18 protein-coding genes are annotated in these 24,452 nt (G+C 59.1%); 7 read left to right on the forward strand and 11 right to left on the reverse strand.

The window, feature by feature from the left end; all coding sequences use genetic code 11:
* The first annotated feature begins 20 nt into the window (after positions 1-20).
* Positions 21-941 carry a tyrosine-type recombinase/integrase gene (locus AB4P96_RS17060; RefSeq protein WP_395599840.1) on the forward strand — a complete coding sequence of 307 codons (921 nt, stop codon included), beginning with the start codon at positions 21-23 and terminating at the stop codon, positions 939-941.
* Between the two features lie 341 nt (positions 942-1,282).
* On the opposite strand, the gene AB4P96_RS17065 is transcribed toward AB4P96_RS17060, so the two are convergent.
* From AB4P96_RS17065 to AB4P96_RS17095, 7 genes are all read right to left on the reverse strand, one after another.
* Positions 1,283-1,894, reverse strand: coding sequence for an HAD family hydrolase (locus AB4P96_RS17065; RefSeq protein ID WP_395599841.1), 612 nt, complete (start codon positions 1,892-1,894; stop codon positions 1,283-1,285).
* An 883-nt stretch (positions 1,895-2,777) separates the two neighbouring features.
* Entirely contained in the window at positions 2,778-4,913 is a 2,136-nt protein-coding gene (locus tag AB4P96_RS17070) for a TonB-dependent siderophore receptor (protein WP_176992211.1), read from the reverse strand.
* Positions 4,914-5,079: 166 nt separating this feature from the next.
* Entirely contained in the window at positions 5,080-5,706 is a 627-nt protein-coding gene (locus tag AB4P96_RS17075; RefSeq protein WP_017135633.1) for a dTMP kinase, read from the reverse strand.
* A gap of 68 nt (positions 5,707-5,774) precedes the next feature.
* A complete protein-coding gene (locus tag AB4P96_RS17080; protein WP_138454250.1) occupies positions 5,775-7,004 on the reverse strand; it encodes a phosphopentomutase in 1,230 nt (409 codons plus the stop codon).
* Positions 7,001-8,308 carry a thymidine phosphorylase gene (gene deoA / locus AB4P96_RS17085; RefSeq protein WP_395599842.1) on the reverse strand — a complete coding sequence of 436 codons (1,308 nt, stop codon included), beginning with the start codon at positions 8,306-8,308 and terminating at the stop codon, positions 7,001-7,003. Before deoA ends, AB4P96_RS17080 begins: the two co-directional genes overlap by 4 nt.
* 10 nt (positions 8,309-8,318) lie before the next feature.
* Positions 8,319-9,584, reverse strand: coding sequence for a NupC/NupG family nucleoside CNT transporter (locus AB4P96_RS17090; protein WP_017135630.1), 1,266 nt, complete (start codon positions 9,582-9,584; stop codon positions 8,319-8,321).
* Positions 9,585-9,638: 54 nt separating this feature from the next.
* A complete protein-coding gene (locus tag AB4P96_RS17095) occupies positions 9,639-10,037 on the reverse strand; it encodes a cytidine deaminase (RefSeq protein WP_026013575.1) in 399 nt (132 codons plus the stop codon).
* Positions 10,038-10,305: 268 nt separating this feature from the next.
* On the opposite strand from AB4P96_RS17095, the gene AB4P96_RS17100 reads away from it, so the two are divergent.
* Entirely contained in the window at positions 10,306-11,565 is a 1,260-nt protein-coding gene (locus tag AB4P96_RS17100) for a PD-(D/E)XK nuclease family protein (RefSeq protein ID WP_244972953.1), read from the forward strand.
* Positions 11,566-11,649: 84 nt separating this feature from the next.
* Here AB4P96_RS17100 and AB4P96_RS17105 read toward each other — a convergent pair whose 3' ends face one another.
* Both AB4P96_RS17105 and AB4P96_RS17110 read right to left on the reverse strand, forming a co-directional pair.
* Positions 11,650-12,957, reverse strand: coding sequence for an LLM class flavin-dependent oxidoreductase (locus tag AB4P96_RS17105; RefSeq protein WP_395599843.1), 1,308 nt, complete (start codon positions 12,955-12,957; stop codon positions 11,650-11,652).
* Positions 12,954-13,925, reverse strand: coding sequence for an ABC transporter substrate-binding protein (locus AB4P96_RS17110; protein ID WP_170037214.1), 972 nt, complete (start codon positions 13,923-13,925; stop codon positions 12,954-12,956). Before AB4P96_RS17110 ends, AB4P96_RS17105 begins: the two co-directional genes overlap by 4 nt.
* Positions 13,926-14,183: 258 nt before the next feature.
* On the opposite strand from AB4P96_RS17110, the gene AB4P96_RS17115 reads away from it, so the two are divergent.
* The 4 genes from AB4P96_RS17115 to AB4P96_RS17130 all read left to right on the forward strand — a co-directional run bounded on the left by AB4P96_RS17115 (position 14,184) and on the right by AB4P96_RS17130 (position 20,989).
* The gene (locus AB4P96_RS17115) at positions 14,184-15,764 is read left to right on the forward strand and encodes an efflux transporter outer membrane subunit (RefSeq protein ID WP_395599844.1); all 1,581 of its coding nucleotides are present in this window, start codon (positions 14,184-14,186) and stop codon (positions 15,762-15,764) included.
* A gap of 94 nt (positions 15,765-15,858) precedes the next feature.
* Complete coding sequence (locus tag AB4P96_RS17120; protein WP_395600985.1) at positions 15,859-16,971, forward strand: efflux RND transporter periplasmic adaptor subunit; 1,113 nt, start codon at positions 15,859-15,861, stop codon at positions 16,969-16,971.
* A gap of 9 nt (positions 16,972-16,980) precedes the next feature.
* Positions 16,981-20,055: an efflux RND transporter permease subunit gene (locus tag AB4P96_RS17125; RefSeq protein WP_395599845.1), complete on the forward strand. Its 3,075-nt coding sequence runs from the start codon at positions 16,981-16,983 to the stop codon at positions 20,053-20,055.
* A 37-nt stretch (positions 20,056-20,092) separates the two neighbouring features.
* Positions 20,093-20,989: a LysR substrate-binding domain-containing protein gene (locus tag AB4P96_RS17130; protein ID WP_395599846.1), complete on the forward strand. Its 897-nt coding sequence runs from the start codon at positions 20,093-20,095 to the stop codon at positions 20,987-20,989.
* 137 nt (positions 20,990-21,126) lie between these two features.
* Here AB4P96_RS17130 and AB4P96_RS17135 read toward each other — a convergent pair whose 3' ends face one another.
* Positions 21,127-22,068 carry a cupin gene (locus tag AB4P96_RS17135; RefSeq protein WP_170037205.1) on the reverse strand — a complete coding sequence of 314 codons (942 nt, stop codon included), beginning with the start codon at positions 22,066-22,068 and terminating at the stop codon, positions 21,127-21,129.
* A 280-nt stretch (positions 22,069-22,348) separates the two neighbouring features.
* On the opposite strand from AB4P96_RS17135, the gene AB4P96_RS17140 reads away from it, so the two are divergent.
* Positions 22,349-23,218 carry an oxaloacetate decarboxylase gene (locus AB4P96_RS17140; RefSeq protein ID WP_017135623.1) on the forward strand — a complete coding sequence of 290 codons (870 nt, stop codon included), beginning with the start codon at positions 22,349-22,351 and terminating at the stop codon, positions 23,216-23,218.
* A gap of 58 nt (positions 23,219-23,276) precedes the next feature.
* On the opposite strand, the gene AB4P96_RS17145 is transcribed toward AB4P96_RS17140, so the two are convergent.
* Entirely contained in the window at positions 23,277-23,912 is a 636-nt protein-coding gene (locus AB4P96_RS17145; RefSeq protein ID WP_099549771.1) for a hypothetical protein, read from the reverse strand.
* Positions 23,913-24,452 lie beyond the last annotated feature (540 nt).

Here is a 24,452-nt window from a genome sequence, read left to right on the forward strand (position 1 = left end):
AGATCATAAGGTAAAATAAAATGAATAGAACTCACTCAACCCTTAGCGAAAATCACCGCGATTATGGTGAGCCCTATTATTGCCTTATGATAGGGAAAGTATTAAAATTATACTTAGCTCCGTTTTCTAGTGGCAGCCAGGTTACAATGATTAGAATACTAAAAAGAATTTCCCGCGATATAGGCTGCGGTCATTTGCCTATCGAAAGGACTCCTTGGCCTAATATAGATATCACTGTTGTAAAGTCACTTGTTGGCAAGTGGGAGGTTAAACTTTCTCCTGCGACACTAAATATTTATTTGTTTGCGATTAGAGAAATTTCTCGCTGTTGTTTTTTGGAAGGAGCGATTGGTGACCTCCAATATGCCGATATCAAGTCATATCGACTCGAATCTGCAGAGTCCCGTGGATGCAGCGGGCATTACGTAAGTTTTGAAGAGCGTAAAAAACTAATATATAGCTGCGTGTCGGATCATCGAAAAAACATCGGCTTACGTGACCACGCAGCTCTTGCACTATTATTTAGCGCTGGGCTTCGGTGCACGGAGGCGATAAACCTAAAACCCTGTGATATTAAATATGACTCCGCAACTCTGGTTATCAAGAAGGAAGACACGTTGAATTCCATACGGCATTTGGAGGCTTGGGCGGTGCTCGCTTTGAAAAAGTGGCTTGACGTTTCTCGCGAACATCCGAATGCTGGATCAAATATCATCCAGCGAATTAATAAAAATGGAGATGCCGTAGGAGATATTGGGATTTCGGGCCTATACAAAACTTTACGGTCTAGATGTTTATTGGCTCAGGTTGAATATATGTCTCCACAGGATGCTCGATATACTCGCGGCATAGATCTGATACATCAATATGGATTGATCCATGCTAGTCAAGCACTGGGGCACAAAAGTATTTCAACCACTGAAAGGTATATATCACGTTAGTACTGATACTGCTTATTATACTGGCACAAATACGCCTGCCCTAAATGCCCCGTGGCTCCATGATTTTCAGTACTCGGGTACGTAATTGAATTCCGAGAGCCTAGGTCGTACGCCCCCAGTTCAAACCACGGTTATTCGAAACTGCTGGCATCCGTGCTAGGGATCAGGTAATCCTTCGCTCGTTTGATCCTTGGGATGCCCCCTTTGCAACGCGGCGGCATATCGTAACTAAGCGTCGTGGAAGATGCTTCATCGGCGACCCCACCCGGGCAAGCCAGGGAAGGAGACTTGGCACTCCTCGGTGAAGAGCAGCAGTGCCATGCGTCGGACCGTGCTAGTACTCAGCGTGCATGCAAAATTGCGTCAACAAAGTGATCTAGGGAGGTATAGCTGCTGCGGCCATGCCGGTCGAGCCAGTTACCGGACATACCGAATGCCGAGGGGCCTTCACAGTCACATAGCTTTGAATCACCGACCATCCAAGTGTCGGCCGGCGATATCGCTAGCTGCTGCGTCACATGCCGATAGATGTCAAACGAAGGCTTGATAGCACCCACGGCAAAGCTGTAGCTGTAGCCGTCTAACCCTGGATAAAGGCGTTCGATGGCAGCGGAATAGGGTTTCGCCAAATTGGAGCACACACCCACTTTCAAACCCACGGCTTGGAGCTGTTGCACTGCACGCAGTCCATCTGGATATGCTTGGATATCAGCCAACTCACTACACAGATCAAACTCCCATTGAGCCATCAGATCTAGATCAACCTGAATTCCAAATAGTTTGGCGGCTTGGCGCAGGTCTAATGGCAGCGACAATAGCACCTCCGCATCCGTAGGTTGCGGCCGTCGGCCCTGTTCAATTCCAAGCTTGAAAAGCTTCCGATAAGGATGGGAGCCTTCGCTGATTTTCACCAAGGTGCCAAAGGCATCAAAAATGGCGGCCAAAACAGGCATAAAAAACGTTACCTCGGGGGGGGGGCGGCCGTTTGCGATGCGGAATTGATGTACACACACCAAGTTCGCATCAGGTCCATTTATTCAGAACAATCTAACAGTTTATCCTGGTGCGGCCCGACGGCTTAGATGCCCTTTTTTCCTGCTAGTGGCCCTAAGGGCTCAAGCGAGGCATGGCGTGTTTGCAGATGGGCGATCAGCCGAAGATCAGTGCAATTGGAGCTTCTGAACCGGAGCTGCCTCAACTCAAAGGTTCGTTGTAGAAGCCTCGCGCGATGTTTGTTGAGGGGGCAATTCTTGATCCTGCGCATCACATCTTCCTCGGTCGTCATTGCCCTGACTATCTAACAAAGGTCGAGAGCTACTCTTTTCGTCGATTTTTTTGATAACTAAGGAGGACGGCGTCCTCCGGCGACATTTGTGACGAATCAGCCATCAGGATGTTAGCGCTAAAGCGATTTTGAACCAAGCAGCTGATTTTACTGGCACCAGTACCACATCGAAAATACCCGCACGTCCATCGCTTTCCTTCCCCGGGTGGGTAAATTAATTCAGGTAGATCCGTTGAATGCACCAGTGTAAAAAAAGCTGGCGACTTTGCGAAAACCGCCACTAGTGACGAAAACTCGGTAGATCGTAAATGCCTCGGAGTCGATCTTTAAAAGAATAAATTGTCAAAATAACCGTGTAAAAAGTAGAAACCGCGCATTTTTTTATATCCCTTTTGCGTCGGAATATTTTTGTCCCATAAAAATCAGATAGTTGTAGATTATTTTTTTTAGGGGTTACCGACAACCGCCACGCGCTCAGTTTGCAGCCCGCCCCGATCCAAGGCTGGCCCACGGTTCGCCAATCCCCCACGACGAACCGTATTCCGATTGGGTTACAGCGTATAAGAGATCCCCACTTGCACCGTACGCGGCTCACCGGGATAAGCGTAGAAGTTCAGGAACGAGCCTTCGTCGTACTCACGGTTAAACAAGTTCTTCACGTCGAGGTTGAGTCTGACCTTTTCGTTTACCTTGTAATAACTGAGCAAGTCGACGACGGTGTAAGCCCCCATCGAGAACGTGTCATTGGCGGTCTGCCCGGCACGTTCGGCTACGTACTTCCCACCTGCGCCAAGGCCAAACCCTTTGAGCGCGCCATCCTGAAACTCGTACACGTTGAGCAGGCTGAAGCTATTGCGCGGAATATTCGCCAGACGTGTTCCGGAGCGCACGGTCGTGTCCCTGGTCACTGCGGCATCCACATAGCCATAGCCACCGATCATCCGCCACTCGGGCGTCAGGTTGCCGGCCACGTTCAGATCGAAGCCGCGGCTGCGGACTTGCCCTGTCGCGACATTGAAGGCCGAATCAACCGGGTCGACACCCTGGACATTTTTCTTCTCGATCTGATAGATCGCCGCGTCGACGCTCAACTGACGGTCCAGCGCTTCCCACTTAACGCCCACTTCGTAGGACTTGCCCTTCTCCGGCTCGAATCCGCCGCCTTGACGACTGGCACCCGTGTTGGGCTTGAACGAGCGCGCGGCGTCCGCGTAGATCGCAACCGTGTCAGTGAGGTCATACATCACCCCGATGCGCGGCGTGACGGCGTTGTCGGCGGCGTTCCAGCTTCTCACACCGGGCACGTAGGATTCGTACTGGTGCTCGAAGCGCTCAAAGCGCGCACCGGCGAGCACCTTTAAACGCTCGGTCAGCGCCACTTGATCCTGGACGAAGGCGGCGTAAGTCTTGAGGTTTTCTTTGTCGTGGGTGGGCGTACGCGTCAGCGCCGGACGTGGCTGGCCATAGACCGGGTTGAAGATATCGATTGGGAAAGCCCCCGCCGCGCCGCTGGAGCGTTGGATGATCGACTTGTAGTCGTAATCCTCATACTCGATGCCGGTCAGCAACGTGTGATCAAGGCCGCCCGTGGAAAAGCGCCCGGTCAGGTTCAGTTGATAGTCCTGGTCGGTCCAGTCCAGCTTGCGGTAGTTGAAGTTGCGCTGGAGTGTTCGCCCATCGGCGTTGAGGCTGGTGGCATTGTTTGCCTCAACACCATTGCCCTTCATCGTACCGTCCAACCACTGCATACCACCGCCCAGTGTCCAGTTGTCGTTGAGTAGATGCTCGAAGCGCACCTGAGCCATGTTGTTATCGTTGTGCAGGTTACCGGCGTACTTTTCACCCCAGAAGGTCTCACGGGACGGCGTGCCACGCTGGTTGGCGAAGCGGGTCAGACCGCGATCCAGCGGATGATTGTTACGCATGAAGTCGCCTTCGAAAATCACCTTGGTGTCGTCGCTGACCTGCCAGCTCAGTACCGGCGTGACCCCATAGCGTTCGGTTGAGACATGGTCGCGGAAGGTGTCGCCGCCCTCTCCCACCACGTTGAGGCGATAGGCCAGGCGGCCTTGCTCATCCAGCGGGCCGGAGGCATCGAGGGTGCCGCGCTTCATACCCTGATCATCCACCTGGCTACCCAATGTGACCGTACGTTCAGGCAAAGGCTGTTTGGAGACCACGTTGAAGGTACCGCCGGGATCGCCGCGCCCATAGAGCATCGTCGCTGGCCCACGAAGCACTTCAAGGCGCTCAATGCTGTTGGCGTCCGGCATGCTGGGATAGCCCCGGTTGATCGGAAAACCGTTGCGGTAGAACTCTGCTGTTGTAAACCCACGCACCGTGAAGCTGGTAAGCCCCTGGCCACCGAAGTTGTTCGCTCGGCCGACGCCGCCGGCATAGTCCAGGGCCTCCTGCAGGCGAGTCGCGCCAATGTCCTCGACCACGTCCTTGGGCACGACGCTGATGGACTGTGGCGTCTCATGAATTGAGGTGTCTGTGCGCGTGGCACTGGCAGAGCGTGTGGCGCGATACCCTTTGACAGGCCCCTGAGCCGTCTCGGCGTCTACGTCTCCCGTGACGTTGATGGCTTGCAACTCAAGGCTGGCATTTTCGCTGCCGGCAACCTGCGCCCAGGCAACAGGGGCAACCGCCTGAAGTACGCAGAGAGAAATCAGGGTATGACGCATGGGTTTTGGACCTAATGGATGAGCGGACGGGAAGGTAAACCTGCCTGGATTCGGGAGGCATGATATACCAGCAGATCTCATTTGCAACTCATTCTCATTTGAAGGTTTTCGAGTATCGGCTGTGTACCTCTGCCATCCCAGGGCCGGGATGGCAGGAGCAATTTCTCTAACCTGCTTCGACTGCCTTAAGGACCTTGTAGATCTCGGAAATCACCTGCCCCGTCGCCTGTTCAATCGCCCCTTCATTACGGCACAAAACCCAGCCCTGATCACCCGCCGCTCGCAAAAACGCCTGGGTACACTCGACATGCTCCTGCAGCGTATGGATCAACGTACTGCCCATCCCGCGCCGTCGCTGCGCGGCCCTTGACCATGAAATCTCGGGGTCGGTGATAACGCCCACATGCAGGTCTGGCACTCGTACGTGTCGGTCCAGGTTTAACTGCAATATGTCGGCGAACGGGACTGTCCGGCGAAACGCGGCATCTGAGGGGTACCAACGGTCTATCAGGATGATGCTGTCGGGCGGCTGTTTAGTCAGCACGTGGCGGGAAATCCAGAGCCGACTATCCGCAAAGCGCTCACACACTCTCCACTCCGAATCATCGGTGGGGTTTCTGGCGTGTGCGTTGACCAGGGCCATGGTTTCAGCCCTGTAGGGATCGCTTTTTCTCTCGCAAAGACGGATCACCTTTTTGTTGTCTGCCCGCAGTGCTTGGGTAACGGCTTCCAACAGCGTGGTTTTCCCCGTGCCTTTAGGCCCATCCAGGGAGACAAATAATGGACGATTCATGCTTCACGTAATGATGGATAAGTGATGAGCACCTTAACGTAGTTTGAAGCCGATGACGCTTGTCGATGCTATGGCTCACGCAGCAAAAAAGACGTGCCCCATGCCAACGGCTCCAACCCCAAGTGCACCGCCAGGCTCTGGCCGATATCGGCAAAGCTGGCTCGCTCGCCCAACCACCCCGCCGCCACGCCTGCACCATAAGCCAGTACGGGCACATGCTCACGGGTATGGTCGCTGCCCGGGCGCGAGGGGTCGCAGCCGTGGTCGGCGCTGATGATCAACAATGTCTGCGAGTCCATCAACGCCAGTAATTCCGTCAGCCTGCGGTCGAAGGCTTCCAGCGCGGCAGCGTAGCCGGCCAGGTCTCGGCGGTGTCCGTAGAGCATGTCGAAGTCGACGAAGTTGGCAAACACCAGGCTGTTGTCAGGTGCTTCCCGGTAGGCCTTGAGCGTGGCGTCGAACAGCGCGTCGTTGCCATCGGCCTTGTACAACCGGCTGATGCCTCGGTGAGCGAAAATATCGCCAATCTTGCCCACCGCGTGCACGGTGCCGCCGGCGTCGCAGAGGCGATCAAGCAGCGTCGCTGACGGTGGCGGCACGGTGTAGTCGCGGCGATTGCCGGTGCGCCGGAACTGGCCCGCGTGCTCCCCGGTGAACGGTCGGGCAATGACCCTGCCGACCGTGTATTCATCACACAAGGTGCGCGCGATTTCACACACTCGGTACAGCGCTTCAAGGCCGAAATGGCTTTCATGGGCGGCGATCTGCATCACGCTGTCGGCCGAGGTGTAGCAAATCGGCTGCTGGCTGCGGATGTGTAATTCACCCAAATCGTCCAGCACCGTGGTGCCCGAGGCATGGCAATTGCCCAGGATGCCCGGCAACCCTGCCCGCTCGATCAGGTCGGCCAGCAGTTGGGGTGGAAAGGACTCGGTCGGCTGCTCGAAATAACCCCAGTCAAACAACACTGGCACGCCCATCATTTCCCAATGCCCGGACGGCGTGTCCTTGCCGGATGATTGCTCGCGCGCATGGCCAAAGGCGCCGATCGGTGTCGCGTCGCCCCAGTTGCCTGGCAGCGGGCCATTGCCACTGGCCGCCGCTGCGGCGCCCAATCCCAGCTGGCCCAGGTTCGGCAGGTTCAAAGGTCCCCGGCGCAATGGCCCATCGGCCTCACCACGGGCACAGGCTTCGGCGATATGGCGCAAGGTGTCGGCGCCGGTATCGCCAAACAGCGCGGCGTCGGCACTCGCGCCGATGCCCAATGAGTCCAGCACTAATACGATGGCCTTGCTCATAGGATTGCCTGGATCAATTCGCGCGCGGCCAGGCGTTCACCGCCCAGCCGATACGCTGCGCGCAAGGCGGATGCGCCCTGCCCGGCCTGCTCTTGGGTGCGCGCGTGAACCCAGCCCAGGGGCCGTTTTGCATTCACCTGTTCGCCGACGAAGGCCAACTCGCTGAAGCCCACGGACAGGTCCAGCACGTCGTCCGGATGGCTGCGTCCACCGCCCAATGTCACCACCGCCAACCCCACGGCGCGGGTGTCGATCTCGGTGACACAGCCCTCCTCCCCGGCCCACACCGGCACCGACACGACCGCCTTGGGTAAATGTTCATCGGGTTTGTCGGTAAAACCCTGCGGGCCGCCCAGCGCAACAACCATCTGCTCAAATCGCTGCAAGGCCGCGCCGCTCTGCCAGGCTTGAAGCAATTGATCACGGGCCTGAGCCTCGTCCCTCGCCAGGCCGGCCATCGTCAGTGCCTGTGTGGCCAGCGCCAACGTCACTGCCCACAGGCGTTCACTGCGCACCTCGCCTTTGAGCAAAGCGACCGCTTCAGCCACTTCCAGGGCATTGCCGGCACTGCGGGCCAGCGGCTGGTCCATGTCGGTGATCAGGGCACGGGTGTTGACTCCGGCACCGTTGGCCACCGCAACGATGCTGGCGGCGAGTGCTCGCGCCTGCTCAGGCTCAGCCATAAAGGCGCCGTTGCCAGTCTTCACATCCATGATCAATACATCGAGGCCGGCGGCGAGTTTCTTGCCGAGGATCGACGCGGTGATCAGGTCTATCGACTCCACCGAGCCAGTCACATCGCGGATCACGTACAAGCGCTTGTCCGCGGGTGCCAGGTTGGCGGTCTGGCCGATGATCGCGCAGCCGACTTCAGCCACCACCGCGCGCAGGCGTTCGGTGCTGGGTTGGCAGTCGTAGCCGGGGATGCTTTCGAGCTTGTCCAGAGTGCCGCCGGTATGCCCCAGGCCGCGCCCGGAGATCATCGGCACGTAACAGCCACAGGCCGCCAGCAAGGGCGCGAGCAACAAGCTGATCATGTCGCCGACGCCGCCGGTGGAATGCTTGTCGACAATCGGCCCCGGCAGCTCCCACTTCAGTATTTGACCGGAATCGCGCATTGCCTCGGTCAAGGCAATGCGTTCGCTCACGTCCATGCCCTTGATGAACACCGCCATGGCGAACGCCGCCACTTGCCCATCGCTGAGGCTACCGTCGGCAATGCCGGCGACAAACCGTTGAATGTCGATAGCGGCCAGGGCATGCCCGTCGCGCTTACGGCGAATCACTTCTTGTGGCAACCACATACTGTGCTCCTTACAGCGAAATGAAAAAGCCGACAATCGCCGCGCTCATCAGGTTCGAAAGCGTACCGCCGATCATGGCCCGCAAGCCCAGCCGCGCCAGTTCTTGACGCCGTTGCGGGGCGATACCCGTGAGGCCGCCCAGTTGGATGGCAATCGAGGACAGGTTGGCAAAACCGCACAGGGCGAAGGTGACGATCACTTGGGTGTGTGCCGACAACAGCGGCACCCCGGCTGCGGCGGCCTTGTCCGCGGTCAGGTAGTTGGCCAGGTCGGCATAGGCGACGAACTCGTTGAGCACCAGTTTTTCCCCGATAAAACCGCCGGCCAGCACTGCCTCATGCCACGGCACCCCGAGCAGAAAAGCGATCGGCGCCAACACGTGCCCGAGCACCAGTTGCAAGGTCAGCTGCGGGTAGCCAAACCAGTTGCCCGCCCAGCCCAGCAGCCCGTTGAACAAGGCGATCAGCGCGATAAACGAAAGCAGCATGGCGCCCACCGCCAACGCCAGGCGCAAGCCGACCTGCGCGCCCTCGGCAGCCGCGTCGATGATATTGGTCGGCCGATTCTCGGCCTGCCCCAGCTCTTCAATCACCTCGTCGGTGCGCGCCGCTTCGGTTTCCGGTTCCATAAGCTTGGCCATCAACAACGCCCCCGGCGCCGACATGAAACATGCGGCGATCAGGTATTTGAGTTCCACCCCAAGCCCGGCGTAACCGAGCAGCACCGAACCTGCTACCGCGGCAAAACCGCCGACCATCACCGCGAACAACTCAGAGCGCGTCAGCTTGGCAATGAACGGCCGTACCACCAGCGGCACCTCCGACTGGCCGATGAAAATCGCCGACGTCACCACCATCGACTCGACGCGACTGGTGCCCAGCAACAGACGCAGGCCGCCGCCCACCAACCGGATAATCCAGCCCATCACGCCGATGTAATACAGCACCGAGATAAAGCTGCCGAAGAACACAATCATCGGCAACACTCGGATAGCGAATACAAACCCGCCATTGCCGAACACTTCAAACATATGCGGAGAACTCAAACCGCCGAACAGAAACTCGATGCCTTTGTTGGCGTAGAGCTGCAGGGAGGCCACCGCGCCCGACAGCGCGGCGAGCACCGTCTGGCCCCAGGGCACGTACAGCGCAAAAGCGCCGATCAGGACCTGGATCACAAAGGCGACCGAAACCGTGCGCCAGTTGATTGAGCGTCGCTGGTGGGATAAAGCAATGGCAATGACAATAAGGGTCGCTATTCCGACAAGACTGATCATGCAGGCGTCTCAACAAGGGACCAAGCGGACGCAGGCCAGCAGGCCTGCCCAGGGTTAGAAAGCGTCGAAGGCGCCCGGCAACAATTGCGCCAGGGTCCAGGTACGCGTGGTGGCAGGGTCACTGCCCTGGCAAATCACCACTGCATCCTTGGCCATCAACTCCAGCATCACCTGGCGGCAGGCACCGCAAGGGCTTATCAGTGAAACGTTGGGTGCGTAAACCGCGATGGCCCTGAAACTGCCCGGCGCATGGCCCTGGCTGATGGCGCTGAACAAGGCGCTGCGTTCGGCACAATTGGTCAGCCCGTAGGAGATGTTCTCCACGTTGCAGCCCAGTACGACCTCACCATCGGCGGTCAGCAATGCCGCGCCGACCGGAAACCTGGAATAAGGTGAATACGTACGCTCGGCCGCCCGCTTGGCCTCTTCCATCAAACGCTGTTCAATTGTCATTTACAGGGGCATCCCATTTTCTTGCGAGCACGTCCAGGACGGTCGTGACGCTCTTATGGGTGTTATTAAAATAACATTTGGTGTGAATACTCAATCTTTATTTTTGCCTGCGGGCAAAACCCGGATCTTTACTTTCGCGTAAATCCTCCATGCCCTAGGTATGCTCCGCTTTTATTGCCTGACACTGCCTTCGGGGTGCCTGCCAGCGCCTGCGCCACCCTGGGTCCTGGATGAAGCAAACGCATTCAAATGGGGCGCGGCGATCGTAATGCCGGATTTTTTGCGAACAACAAGGATTGAGATGAATATCGGCGCTGTTGAAGATCTGCTTAACGAGTTCCATCTCTGGTATGACGTGGACCAACAGGCCAAACGTCGCTACCAGGCGCAATTGGCCCCTGACTTTCAGCTCATGGCGTTTTTGCGAAGCGACGAGAACGCCCTCTCCGCCTATCTGAGCTTGCTGCTCGATCCGAATGGCGCACACGGGCAGAGTGATCTGTATTTGAGCAGCTTCCTGCGTCTGTTTCAGGATCAGAAATTTCACCCCGCGCCAGCGGAACACAAGAGCAACCACACGGAGTTCAGGCTGCCCAGCGGTCGCCGTCTGGACATGTACCTGCGCTTCAGTTCTGGCAGCGTAGCAATCGAGAACAAACCTTGGGCGCCCGATCAACCCAACCAATTGCTCGACTACGCAATCTACCTTAACAAGCAGCATGGTGATGAGTGGTTGCTCATCTACCTAAGCAATGGTGATGTTTGCGAACGCAGCCTCCCCATGGGCACGCCAGCCTCACTCGCTGAACGGATCGTCACCTTTGATTTCTTCCGTCTCAAGGCGTGGCTCGAAGACTGTGCGCGTCATACGCGGGCAAACTCAGTAAGGGTGTTCGTTGAGGCGCTCGCCCAGTTTGTAGATCAACACATCAATGGAGAACGGCATTTGGACACAACCCAGGAACTCACGCGTTTGTTGCTGCGCAATGACAAAAACATCAAGGCTGCATTCTTGATTTCCCAGCAGTTGCGTGAGGCCAAGCGCGAAATGTGGCGAGGCTTTCTGGCTCACCTGAAACTCAACCTTAGTCACTTAAATGCTGAGTTGTTTTGGGACCAGACGTTGCTGGACGGTTCGCCGCAAGGGTCGTTCAGTATTCGTTTTGATCCCTCACACCTGTTTGGCATCGGCTGGGCGTTTGATCGGGGTAATCACGGCAGGCTCTATTTCGGGATATGCCGCTGGGACGAAGGTGAACATGCTGAGCTGGATGTTCAGCGGCTCGGTAAACACATGGACGCACTGTGTGATGTGTCAGGCGGCACGACGAAATGGTGGCCCTGGTGGACATACGACGCCCGCGCATTCTCCTCGCTGCCCATTGCATCGGACTGGAGCGTTGATCCGGATGCCTGGCTAATGCTCAATGACCGTGAGCCGACAGGTTTTGCCTATCAGGTCATCGAAATGGTCAAGCGTGTGCAACTCGAGTTTGACTGGACACTGCTCAACCCTCGACAGGGTTGAGCCCGTTGCAACCTCGAGTCTGTTATTGCTGGTACGGTGGCCTGCGCTGATAAGTTGCAACAGGCCACCCGCGCCCAAAACCCTCTACGCAACGCCCAACCCCAAACTCTCGCGTAACGTCGTGCCTTCATACGCCGTGCGATAAACCCCGCGCTCTTGCAACAACGGTATGACTTCCCGGGTAAACCGCGTGAACTGCCCCGGATGCCCAATATAAATATTGAACCCATCCACCGCCCGCGCCTGGAGCCAATCGGCCATTTTTTTCGCGACAGTATCCGCCGTCCCCACAAACGCCCCCGGCCGCAGTTGCCGGCCAAATTCAACCGTCTGACGCAAGGTAAACCCCTTCTCCCGCGCCTGATCAGCAATGCGCTTGGCATTGGTAAAAAAGCTGCTGCGTGCAGCCTCCAGACTCTCCTGCGGAAACGGCGCATCCAGGTCGTATTGGCTGAAATCATGCCAGCCGAAATTACGCCCAAACTCCTTCAGTGCCAGCTCAAAACTATGGTCAGCCTGATGGTAATACTGCTCGATTTCACGCGCATGCTCGTCGGTATCGCCTACATAGATTTCCGCGCCGGGCATCACCAGTAACTGCTCCGGGTCGCGCCCGTGTTGCAGCGCCCTGCCCTTTATATCCCGGTAAAACGCCCGGCCCTGCTCGATGCTGGCGGCGTGAGTGAAGATCACATCGGCGGTGGCGGCGCCCAGGTCGCGGCCTTGTTCCGAGTCACCGGCCTGGAAGATCACCGGCTGGCCTTGGGGCGAGCGCTGGATATTCAGCGGGCCGACCACTGAAAAGTGCTCGCCCTTGTGGTTCAGGCTGTGCAGTTTGCTGGGGTCGAGAAACTGGCCCGTCGCACGGTCGCGCACGAAGGCGTCATCCTCATAGGAATTCCACAAGCCCTGTACCACCTGGACATGTTCGGCGGCGCGGCCGTAGCGGGTGTCGTAGTCGTAATGCTCGTCACGGCTGTAGTTGCCGGCGGTGCCAGCGTCACCGCTGGTGACCACGTTCCAGCCGGCGCGGCCTTTGCTGATCAGGTCCAGGGAGGCCAAGCGCCGTGCCACGTTGTAGGGCGAGTTGTAGGACGTTGTCAGTGTGCCGACCAAACCGATATGCCGTGTGCTGACGGCCAATGCCGATAACAGGGTCAGCGGCTCCAGGCGATTGAGGTAGTGGGACGGCGAGCCGGGCGTGATGAACTGGCTGTCGACGATGAACATCAAGTCGAACAGTGCGGCCTCCGCCTGGCGGGCAATGTCGATGTACCAGTCGACGTTGACGCTGGCATCGGCCGGTAACTCGGGGTCAAGCCATAGGTTATGGCGGCCGGGGCCGCCGCAGCCCATCGTCAGGGCGCCAAGTTTCAGCTGTCTTTTAGTCATTTGTTCAGTGTTCCTTGAAGCGTTTTGGCCACGGCGGGTTGCAAGGCGGCCGCGAATGAATCGTCGAACAGGCTGGCCGCCGAATAGGACTTGACCAGGCCTTGGCTGGCAAAAAAGTCCACGGTCTTTTGCGCTTCCACCGGTGACTGGGCCGTGACCGGTTCAACCGTGGTGCGCGCGCGGGCAAACCAGGCGCGGGCGATGTCGGCATCGGCGCGGGTACGTTTGGCCCAGGCATCCGCATACGCATCGGCATTGGCCGGGCTTTGGCGTGTCCAGTCGCGGGCCTTCTTCAAGCGCTGCAGAAAGTCGCTGATGGGTGCGCGTTTGCTCTCCAAGGCCTTGGTGTTGGCGGCAATAAAGCTCTGCGCAGGTATCAACCCCTCAGCCGTTGCCAGCACCCGTGCGCCTTGGCGTTCCTGCTGGGTAACGTAGGGTTCCCAGGTGGCGATCACATCAACCGAGCCGCCTTCCAACGCATGGGAAGCATCCAGAGCGCTGAGGTAACGCAGCTCCAGCGAGTCATGTGGCACGCCGGCTTTGTCCAGCGCCGTCAGCAGCAGTTGCTGGCTCCAGGAGCCTTTCCAGATGGCCGCGCGCTTGCCGGCAAGGTCGGCAAGGCTGTGGATCGAGGAGTCTTTTCTAACCAGAATCGCCACGCCTTCGAGGTTCTGTCGGCTGATGCCAATCACTTTGATCGGCGCGCCGAGTGCCCCCAGGAACAACACCGGCGCATCCCCCAGCAGGCCGATGTCCAGGCTGTTGGCATTCAGCGCTTCGGCGACGGGCGAGCCGGCGGTGAATTGTTTCCATTCCAGGGTGTAGGGCAGGTCGTTGAGCACCCCCGCTGCTTCCATCACGGCCTGGGCGTTGTAGCTTTGGTCGCCTACCACCAGCGTTTGCGCGTGCGCAGTCAGGCACAGCAAGGCGGCGGTCATCCCGGCCGTCAGTGTTGTCAGGTAACGCACGTTTTTCTCCAGAAGCCTGTTTATAGGGAGGGAGAAGATGAGGGACTGATCATCCAGTGTAAAATACTGATTATGCATATCCTAATTCTACAAGAATGCGGAATATGCATTTTATAGCCATCAGTGCATCGGAAACTCAGGGGGCGACATTGCATAGCGCCCGGCACCACCTACACTGGTTTGAGTCCAGCGTCCCTGATGCACCTGCAGTCATTGCTCAACAAAAAAACAGTTAGCCAACTGATTAATAGAGTCAACATGAAAGAGCAGCCTCGGCAGCGTGTATCACACGTTCTCGCTCCGCTTAGCCTCCTGTGCCTGGCCCTCGCCGGCTGCACCGTCGGGCCGGATTTCGCCCGACCCGATGTGGCCGCGAACGCCGACTATTCAAAAGAAAAACTCACCACCACCGCCCACGCCGATATCGACACCGGTGGCGCCGCGCAGCGGCTGATCGCCGGGATGGATATTCCCGGGCAATGGTGGACACTGTTTCGTTCGCCCGCCTTGAACGCATTGGTCGAAGAAGCCTTGAAGGCCAACCCGGATGTGAGCGCCGCGCAAGCCGCGTTGCGCCAGGCCAACGAGCTGATCTATGCCGATCAAGCTTCGTTGTTCCCGTCGGTGAGCGGCAATGTGCAGAAGGCCCGTGAGAAAGTCTCGGGGGTCACCTCCGGCGTGCCGCAATCGCCAATACTGACCGTCAGTTCAGCGTCGCTGAGCGTCTCCTATGCCCCGGATGTGTTTGGCGGTACGCGCCGGCAAATCGAGTCGACCACGGCGCAGGCCGAATACCAGCGCTTCCAGCTGGAGGCGACTTACCTGACCCTGACCGCCAATGTGGTCAATACCGCCATCAGCCTCGCGTCTGTGCGTGATCAAATCGCGTCTACCGAGGAAATCATTCGCCTGCAGGGCGGCCAGCTTGACCTGCTGCAAGCCCAGCGGCGTTTGGGGGCGATTGGCGATTCCGACGTGCTGACCCAGCAAACCGCACTGGCGCAAACCCGTGCGACCTTGCCGCCGTTGCAAAAGCAATTGGCGCAGACACGCAATCAGTTGATGGCCTACCTGGGGCGCTTCCCGAATCAGGACCAGGGCGAACGCTTCAACCTGGCGTCTTTACGGCTGCCCGAAGAACTGCCGGTGAGCCTGCCCTCGGCCATTGTTGGCCAGCGGCCGGATGTGCGTTCAGCCGAGGCTCAATTGCATCAGGCCAGCGCCAATATCGGCGTGGCCGTCGCCAACCAGTTGCCGCAGTTCAGCATTACCGGCTCGCTGGGTTCCACGGTGGCAAGCGGGACCAAGCTGTTTTCATCGGGCTCTGGCGTGTGGAGCCTGGCGGGTTCAATCACCCAGCCGATCTTTGACACTGGCGCACTCGAACACCGCAAACGCGCAGCCGTGGCCGCTTACGACGAGTCGGCGGCGCGTTATCGCGGCACGGTGGTGACCGCCTTCCAGGACGTGGCCAACGCACTGCGGGCGCTGGAAGCCGACGCCGACGCGCTCAACCAGCAGGTCGTGGCAGAGCGCTCCGCGCAGGCCAACCTGGATCTGGTCCAGGCCCAGTTCCGTCTCGGCGCGGTGGCCTATATCAACCTGCTCACGGCCCAGCAGACCTATCAAAACACTGCACTGTCACGCGTGAAGGCCCAGGCCGCCCGCTACAGCGACACCACCGCCCTCTTCCAGGCCCTGGGTGGCGGTTGGTGGAACCGTGCGGATGTAAATCCGGACACCAAGGGCAGCCCGGATCGCTTCGGCCTGCCGTCGTGGCAGGAAATCATGCCGGCCAAGAGCAAAGCCGCGCCGGCCGATGCCGCGCGGCTCAACTGAATCAACAGTGAGAAACCCCATGGCTGAAGTCACCCCTGTCTCTGCCCCACCACCGGCCCCCAATGGCCCGCGCAAGCGGCGACTGTGGCGGCCGATGCTGATCATGATCGTGGTGGTGCTGGTGATTGTCGCGATCATTGCCGGGGTGAAGTTCGTGCAGATCTCGGCGCTGATCGCCCAGTCCAAACAGCCTTTGCCTGCAGCGGTGGTGACGGCGATGCAAGTGCCATTCAGCGATTGGCAACCCAGCGTCTCGGCGGTAGGCTCGATGAAGGCAGTGCGCGGCGTGGATGTGACCACGGAAGTGGGCGGCATCGTGCGCACCATCGGGTTCAAACCCGGCCAGGATGTCGAAGCCCAGGCACTGCTGGTGCAGTTGAATGCCGACTCCGACATCGCGCAACTGCACTCGCTCGAGGCCACAGCCGACCTCGCCGTCATCGTGCTCAAGCGTGACAAGGCGCAACTGGCGGTCAACGCCATCTCCCAGGCCCAGGTCGACACCGACACCGCCGACTTGAAGGCCAAGGTTGCCGCCGCCGAGCAGCAGCGTGCGCTGGTGGCGAAAAAGACCATTCGCGCACCGTTTGCCGGGCGCATCGGTATCACCAGCGTCAACCCCGGCCAATACCTCAACCCCGGCGACAAGATCGCCACATTGCAGACGTTTGATCCCATCTACATCGACTTCAGCGTGCCGCAAACGCAGATGGAGGCCATCGCCATTGGCCAGGGCGTCGCGGTAACGGCTGACGGCCTGTCCAGCCAGACGTTCAAGGGCCGCATCAGCACCATCGACACCCAGTTCGATGCCACCACGCGCAACGTCACCGTCGAAGCAACGGTTGAAAACCCCAAGCAAAACCTGGTGCCCGGCATGTTTGCCCGTGCCGTGGTCAGCTCGGGCGCCACCCAACGCTACCTCACCGTCCCGCAAACGTCGGTGACCTACAACCCGTATGGCACCACGGTGTTCATTGCCACCTCGAGCAAGAATGACAAGGGTGACGAGGTGCTCACCGCGCAACAGACCTTTATCAAGACCGGGCCGACCCGTGGCGATCAGGTCGCGATCCTGTCCGGCGTCAAGGAAGGCGATCTGTTGATCACCAGCGGCCAGATGAAGCTCAAGAACGGCTCGCCGGTGAAGGTCGACAACAGCGCCGCGCCGCTGAACGACCCGGCGCCGACGCCCCAAGAACATTAAAGGTGTCCCATGAAGCTTACCGATACCTTTATCCAGCGACCGGTGTGGGCCATCGTCGTCTCGCTGTTCATTCTGATCCTGGGGCTGCGCTCGATTTTTGAACTGCCGGTGAATCAATGGCCGCGCACCGAAAATACCGTGGTCACCATCACCACTTCCTACTACGGCGCCGACGCCTCCACGGTCGCCGGTTTTATTACCCAACCGCTGGAATCGGCGATTGCCCAGGCCCAGGGCATCGACTACCTGGCTTCGTCGAGCATCACCGGCATCTCCACCATCACCGCCACGCTGCGGCTGAACTACGACGCCAGCAAAGCCCTTACCGAGATCAACACACAGGTCAATTCGGTCAAGAACCAGTTGCCGGCGCAAGCCCAGGAGCCGGTGCTGACCATTGCCGTGGGGCAGACCACCGACGCCATGTACCTGGGTTTTTACAGCGACACGCTGCCGACCAATAACATCACCGACTACCTGGTGCGGGTGGTCAAGCCCAAGCTGGACTCGATCCAGGGCGTGCAAACCGCCGAGATCCTCGGTGGGCGCCAGTTCGCCCTGCGCGCCTGGCTGGACCCGGACAAACTGGCGGCGCATAACGTCACCGCGCAGGACGTGTCCACGGCGCTGGCCAACAATAACTACCTGTCGGCCGTTGGTTCGACACGTGGGCAAACCGTGACGGTCGACCTCACCGCCGGCACCGATTTGCACACGGTGGATGAGTTCAAGCGGCTGGTGATCAAGCAGAAAGGCGATGCGCTGGTGTACCTGGAGGATGTGGCCACCGTCACCCTTGGCGCCGAGAACTATGACAGCAGCGTGGCGTTTTCCGGCAAGCGCTCGGTGTTTATTGGCATCAAGGCGGCGCCCACCGCCAATATCCTCACCGTCGCCAGCAGCGTGCGCGAAGCCTTCCCCGAGTTGCAATCGCAACTGCCGGCCGGCGTGCGCGGCGAAATTGTGTATGACTCCACCGCGTTTATTAACACCTCGATTTACGAGGTGGTGAAGACCCTGGTCGAGGCCATGATCATTGTGTCGGTGGTGATCTACCTGTTCCTCGGCTCGTTCCGCGCGGTGATCGTGCCGTTGGTGGCGATCCCGTTGTCGTTGGTCGGCACCTTCTTTGTGATGTACCTGCTGGGCTATTCGATCAACCTGCTGACCTTGCTCGCACTGGTATTGGCCATCGGCCTGGTGGTGGACGACGCGATTATCGTGGTGGAAAACGTCGACCGGCACATCAAGGAAGAAGGCAAAGGCGTGCTGGAGGCCGCGCTGGTGGCGGCGCGGGAGTTGGGCGGGCCGATCATCGCGATGACTGTGGTGCTGATTGCCGCCTATGTGCCGATCGGGCTGCGCAGCGGGCTGACGGGCGCATTGTTCAAGGAGTTCTGTTTCTCGCTGGCGGGCGCTGTGACCGTGTCGGCCGTGGTGGCGTTGACCCTTTCACCGATGATGACCTCCAAGTTGTTCAAACCAGGGCAGGAAGAAGGTCGTTTCGCGCGCAAGCTCGATGACTATTTTGACTGGTTGCGCAAGCGTTACCACCGCGTGCTGGCGGGCGGCCTGAATATCTGGCCGGTGCTGGTGACCTTTGGTTTTGTGCTGTTCTTGCTGGTGGCCGCCAGTGGCATGACGGCCAAGAGTGAGCTGTCGCCCATCGAGGACCAAGGGCTGGTGTTTATGCAGATCAAAGGCCCACCCACCGCCTCACCGCAGCAGATGGAGCGGATTGCCGACCAGGCCTTCCAGATCGCCAATAAAGAGCCGGAATACGCGCAGATGTTCCAGCTCACCGGCCTGCCCGCGCTCAACCAGGGCCTGGGCGGCGTGTTGCTTAAAACCTGGGATGAGCGCACACGCTCCCAGGCCCAACTGATTCTGGATTTGCAGCAAAAGTGGAACCAGGTGCCGGGCGCCACCATTGCGGCCTTCCCGCTGCCCTCGCTGCCGGGCGCCCAAGGGCTGCCGGTGCAGTTTGTCATCACCACCACCGATTCGGTGGAAAACCTCAACGAAGTGGCGCAGGCGGTGATGGCCGAGGCACAGAAACAGCAGCTGTTCTGGTTCTCCGACATGGATTTGAAACTCGACAAACCTCAAGCCAAGCTGGTGGTGGACCGCGAAAAAATCGCCGCGCTGGGCATGACCCAGGCCGATGTAGGTGCCGCGCTGTCGGCGGCACTGGGTGGCAATTATGTGAACTACTTCTCCACCGCCGGGCGCTCCTACAAAGTCATTCCCCAGGTGTTGCAAGTCGACCGCCTCAACCCGGACCAGATTCTCGATTACTACATCCGCACGCCTTCGGGCAGCATGATCCAGGCGCGCACGGTGGCGCACATCGAGACCTCGACCCAGCCGGAATCAATCAACCACTTCCAGCAACTCAACTCGGCAACGCTATCGGGCGTCAGCGGCGTGGCCCAGGGCGAGTTGCTGGCCAAGCTCAATACTATCCTCACCAACGTGGCACCGTCGGGCTACACCTCGGATTTCTCCGGCGAGTCGCGCCAGTTCATTCAGGAGTCTGGCGGCTTCGTCGGGCTGCTGTTGTTTTCGATCCTGATCGTTTACCTGGCGCTGGCGTTCCAGTTCGAGAGCTTTCGCGACCCGGTGGTGATTCTGTTCTCGGTGCCGCCTGCCCTGTTCGGCGCCCTGGCCTTTATCACCATGGGTTACGCCTCGATCAACGTGTACACCCAGGTCGGTTTGGTGACGTTGCTGGGGCTGATCACCAAGCACGGCATCCTGATCGTGCAGTTTGCCAACGAATTGCAGCGCGCTGGTCACAGCAAGCGTGAGGCGATTGAAGAAGCGGCGGCGGTGCGGCTGCGGCCGATCCTGATGACCACCGCCGCCATGGTGTTGGGCGTGGTGCCCTTGGTGTGGGCGTCGGGCGCTGGCGCTGCGGGGCGGCATGATATGGGCCTGGTGATCTTCAGCGGGCTGTCGATTGGCACGTTGCTGACGCTGTTTATGGTGCCGGCGATGTATATGTTTATTGGTGAAACCCATCATAAGGACGTCGAACAACCGGGATCCGTGCCCGTGGCGGTGCCTGACCACAGCCGGTAACCTGAGCGCTCACCCACGCTGACCACCGAGGCGGCACTTGGATTATTTCGCTGCGCTAACCGCCTTTGTCGAGGCCGCCGAAGGCAATAATTTCTCCCGGGCGGCTGAGCGACTGGGCATCAAGGCGTCTACCGTCTCGCGCTATGTGAAGGATCTTGAGCAGGACTTGGGCATCGCCCTGTTCAACCGCTCGACACGCACGCTGCACCTGACCGAAGGCGGCCAGACGTTTCTGCTGCACGCCCGCCGTGTGCTGGATGAGCTGGAGCAAGCCAAGGCAGCCACTTCGGCGCTCAACCAGCAACCCCGAGGGGTACTCAAGCTCAATTTGCCACCGGCGTTTGCCCGGCACCATATCCTGCCGGTCTTGAACGTGTTCCTGGCGCGCTACCCGCAAATCAAGCTGGAATTGGTGCTGGATAACGCCCAAGTCAACCTGATTCATTCAGGCGTTGACCTGGCCATTCGGATTGGCGCCCTGCCCGACTCAACGCTCAAAGCGCGCAAGATCTGCGCGGGAAAGTACCTGCTGGTGACCAGCCCGGGGTTTTGTGAGCAGTACGCGGCCCCAGCGACACCGGCAGACCTGGCCGGCCTGCCGGCCATCCTGAGCGCGCATGATGTTGCCTTCGAGGCCGGTGGTGAAGTCTTGCCGCTGGTATACGGCGACTGTATCCGCATCAACGACCTGGACGCGCAGTTGCTCGCTGCACGCCAAGGCCTGGGCTTTGCCTTGCTGCCTGATTGGCTGGTGAGCAAAAGCGTTGAGGCGGGTGAGTTGCAGGTCTGGTTGCCGCACTGGAGCATTCTGGGGGCTGAACAGGCGTTTGCGGTGTGGTTTGTCTACCCGCCCAAGCGGATCGTGTCGTCCAAGGTGCGCTGTTTTATCGACTTTGTCGTCGAGCAGCTGGGTGAAACGCCCTATTGGAAATAAGGCCGACCTGAGCGGCTGGCACTAAAGCAAAACCTGTGGGAGCTGGCTTGCCTGCGATGCAAGCACCTCGGTACATCAGGCATACCGAGTTGATGCAATCGCAGGCAAGCCAGCTCCCACATTTTGACCGAGTACTGTCAGCTGAAACGGATATCCAGCGCCCGTAGGTAGGTTTGCAGCCCGGCATCCTGGATAGGGATCAGGAATGCCTCGGTGTCTGACTCATTGAAGTGCGCATGCCAGTAACCCGGCGGTGTCACGAACGCCAGCCCCGGCGACCAGTCCACCCGCACCGGATTACGGATCTGGCCATCAGCGTCCAGCTCCGTGCCCACCAGCGAATAGCAACCCTCGGGGCAGTTGATGATAAAGTCCAGCGCAATCGACTGGTGCCGGTGCGGCTTCTGGATCGAGCCCGCCGGCAGAATGCCGTACATGGCCCAGAGCACATGCGTGACGGTTCGGGTTTGGGGGAAATTGCGGTTGCCCAGCAAAATGCTGATGCGGCTGCGGTCCTGGGCGCGGGGGTCATCCGCTGCTTCCCGCAGCTTCTGGTTGGCCAGCGCGGCGGGATACAACGTCGGCACAAAGCGATCAGTGCTGCGCGTCACACCCAGGTAGCGCAACAGCGGTTCATCATGCACGTAGTACAGGCGTGCATCCTGTGAAGCGCTGAAACGCGCGGGCTGCAGGCCAGGCAGCGCGATAAAGCAACCGCTGGACCATTGGATCTCATGTTCGCCCTGCACCACGCGGCCTTCGCCTGCGATGACATAAAACACCTGTGAGGTCGCATTGGGGTGCAGGTCCAGGGCATCACCGGCGTTCAAGCGGATAAAGTTGGCGCACAACCCTGGCCCGGTCGCCGGGCCTTCACAGCCCAGCGCTTGGCTGAGGTCCAGCGCGACCACCCGCGAGGCGCCGCTGTCGTAGAGCGAGGCCGGGAAGCTGTGGTAGGGAATCCGGGTAATCAGGTTGGCGCTGATCGGGTTGGCCGCCTTGCTGTACTCGAAGTACTCGGCGTCCACTTGCTCGTTTGGCACTGTATCGGTCAGGTCGGGTTTGAACTCGCTGTTCATGGTTCACCTCAGGCTTGGGCGGTTTTGAATCCACTATAGGCATTGCGCTTGCGGGGATTAAGCACTCCGCCGGCACAGCAGTTGTGCAGGATGGGGCGGCTTTGCCCCGCGACGGTGCAATCGGACTGTCCAGCGCCTGAGCGTGAACCGATGATCCATGTGTTCGGCGCCTGTCTCATGCTCAAACGTCATAATCCCAGGTACCTCTGCGTGGTAATCTTGGCGCCACCACGAATAGACATTGATCGTCACATGACGATGACCAAAGCCAGGAAAGAACATGCCAAAGATTTCTCACTCAGCGTTGCGCCGCAACTTCCGTGAACTGCTTGCAAAACAAATCTGCGTTGAAACCGCCTCCGTCTTCGACCCCATGTCCGCGCGCATCGCCGCCGACCTGGGCTTTGAAGTCGGTATCCTCGGTGGTTCGGTCGCCTCGTTGCAGGTACTTGCAGCCCCCGATTTTGCGTTGATCACACTGAGTGAGTTCGTTGAACAGGCCACCCGCATCGGCCGCGTCGCCCAACTGCCGTTTATTGCCGACGCCGACCACGGTTACGGCAACGCTTTGAACGTGATGCGCACCGTCGAAGAGCTTGAGCGTGCCGGTGTGGCCGCGCTGACCATTGAAGACACGCTGTTGCCGGCGCAGTTCGGGCGCAAATCCACCGACCTGATTTCCGTCGAAGAAGGGATCGGCAAAGTGAAGGCGGCGCTTGAAGCGCGTGTCGACCCTGAACTGTCGATCATCGCGCGCACCAACGCCGGTGTGCTGCCGACCGAAGATGTGATCGCACGCACCAAGGCCTATGAGAAAGCCGGCGCCGACGGCATCTGCATGGTTGGCGTCAAAGACTTCGACCACCTTGAGCAGATCGCCGCCAACCTGACGGTGCCGTTGATGCTGGTGACCTACGGCAACCCGCAGCTCAATGACAGTGAGCGTCTGGCGGCCCTGGGCGTGCGCATCGTGGTGGCCGGCCACGGCGCCTACTTTGCGTCGATCAAGGCCACTTACGACAGCCTGCGCGCCCAGCGCAAGCTGACCAGCAGCACGTCCAACCTCAGCGCTACGGAGCTGACCCATACCTACACGTTGCCGGAAAGCTATGTGGCGTGGGCTGAAGAGTTCATGGACGTTAAAGAGTAATTGCCGCAACGGTGCTGATTGTTGCAATCAGCACCGGATACTCACGGTGAGGGCTGCTTCAATCAATCCTCCAGCGTTCCCCGCGATTATTACCCGTGCCTTTGTAGCCGCCGTCTCCATCCGGTTCCCAGCCGCCCCCCGCATTCAAGCCGGTGCCGATAAAGCCACCGCGACCATCGGACTCAAGCCCCCTGCCCTCGTTCTTGCCGGTGCCTACATAGCCGCCCCGACCATCGGACTTGTACCCACGCTTGCGGTACTCGCCGGTGCCCTCATACCCGCCGTTGCCATCGGAGCGCCAGCTGGCGCCTGAGGCCTTGCCGTCGCCACGGAAATAGCCTTTGCCGTCAGACCGGTAATCCTCACCCGTGTTAAAACCTGTGCCCTTATAGCCGCCCGAGCCGTCCGGGCTGAACCCGCGGCCATTGTTGTAGCCGATGCCCTTGAGGCCACCGTCATCGGCGGGAATATAGCCTTTGCCGATATTTTTACCGGTGCCCCTGAGTGATCCATCTTCTTGCAGCGCGTAGTCACCGCCCAGGTTTCCCCCGGTACCTCTAAGGCCGCCGTGGCCGTCCGGCTCATAACCGTTCCCTGTATTGATGCCGGTGCCAATAAAACCTTCGGCCGCCAGCGCTGAGGCACTAAGCCCCAATAAAACGGTAGCGAGCAGGATACATGACGCTTTTTTCATGAGGCCTCTGGTCCTTTCAGAGAGGATGATGGGCGCCATGATAGGGCATGGGTTCTGCGCCGCAACTGCAACCCAAGTAAAACAGGCAACCACTGTGGCGAGGGAGCTTGCTCCCGCTGGGGCGCTAAGCGTCCCTGAAAAACGGGCCTGCTGCGCAGTCCAGCGGTAGCAAGCTCCCTCGCCACAGTGATGGTGTTGCGCCTTGCGTCAGTAATTGGCGTTGGGATTTCCCACGTCCACCTTCTCGCAGAGTGTCTTTCACGCAACACTGGGAAGGATTATTGGAGCGCAAGTGCAACAGTCTTGTTACAAACAAAATAATTAGGCGCGCGCAAGCATATCGCCACTACTGATGGCGACTTAGAAGTATCAACATGGATATATATTTATTGATATCAGCTTAAAAAATCCGCCGCAGAGCCTGCGGCGGCAAACCAAAGGTTTTGTCGAAGCAGAGCGGCTAAGACCCTGTCAACGCTACACCCATGAGACATTAAAAGAGGTGAAGTTTAATTAATCGAGTTTAATCCTCGGCACCGC

This window comes from Pseudomonas sp. B19125 (assembly GCF_044218855.1).
In the GTDB taxonomy this organism is placed as follows: Bacteria; Pseudomonadota; Gammaproteobacteria; order Pseudomonadales; family Pseudomonadaceae; genus Aquipseudomonas; species Aquipseudomonas edaphica.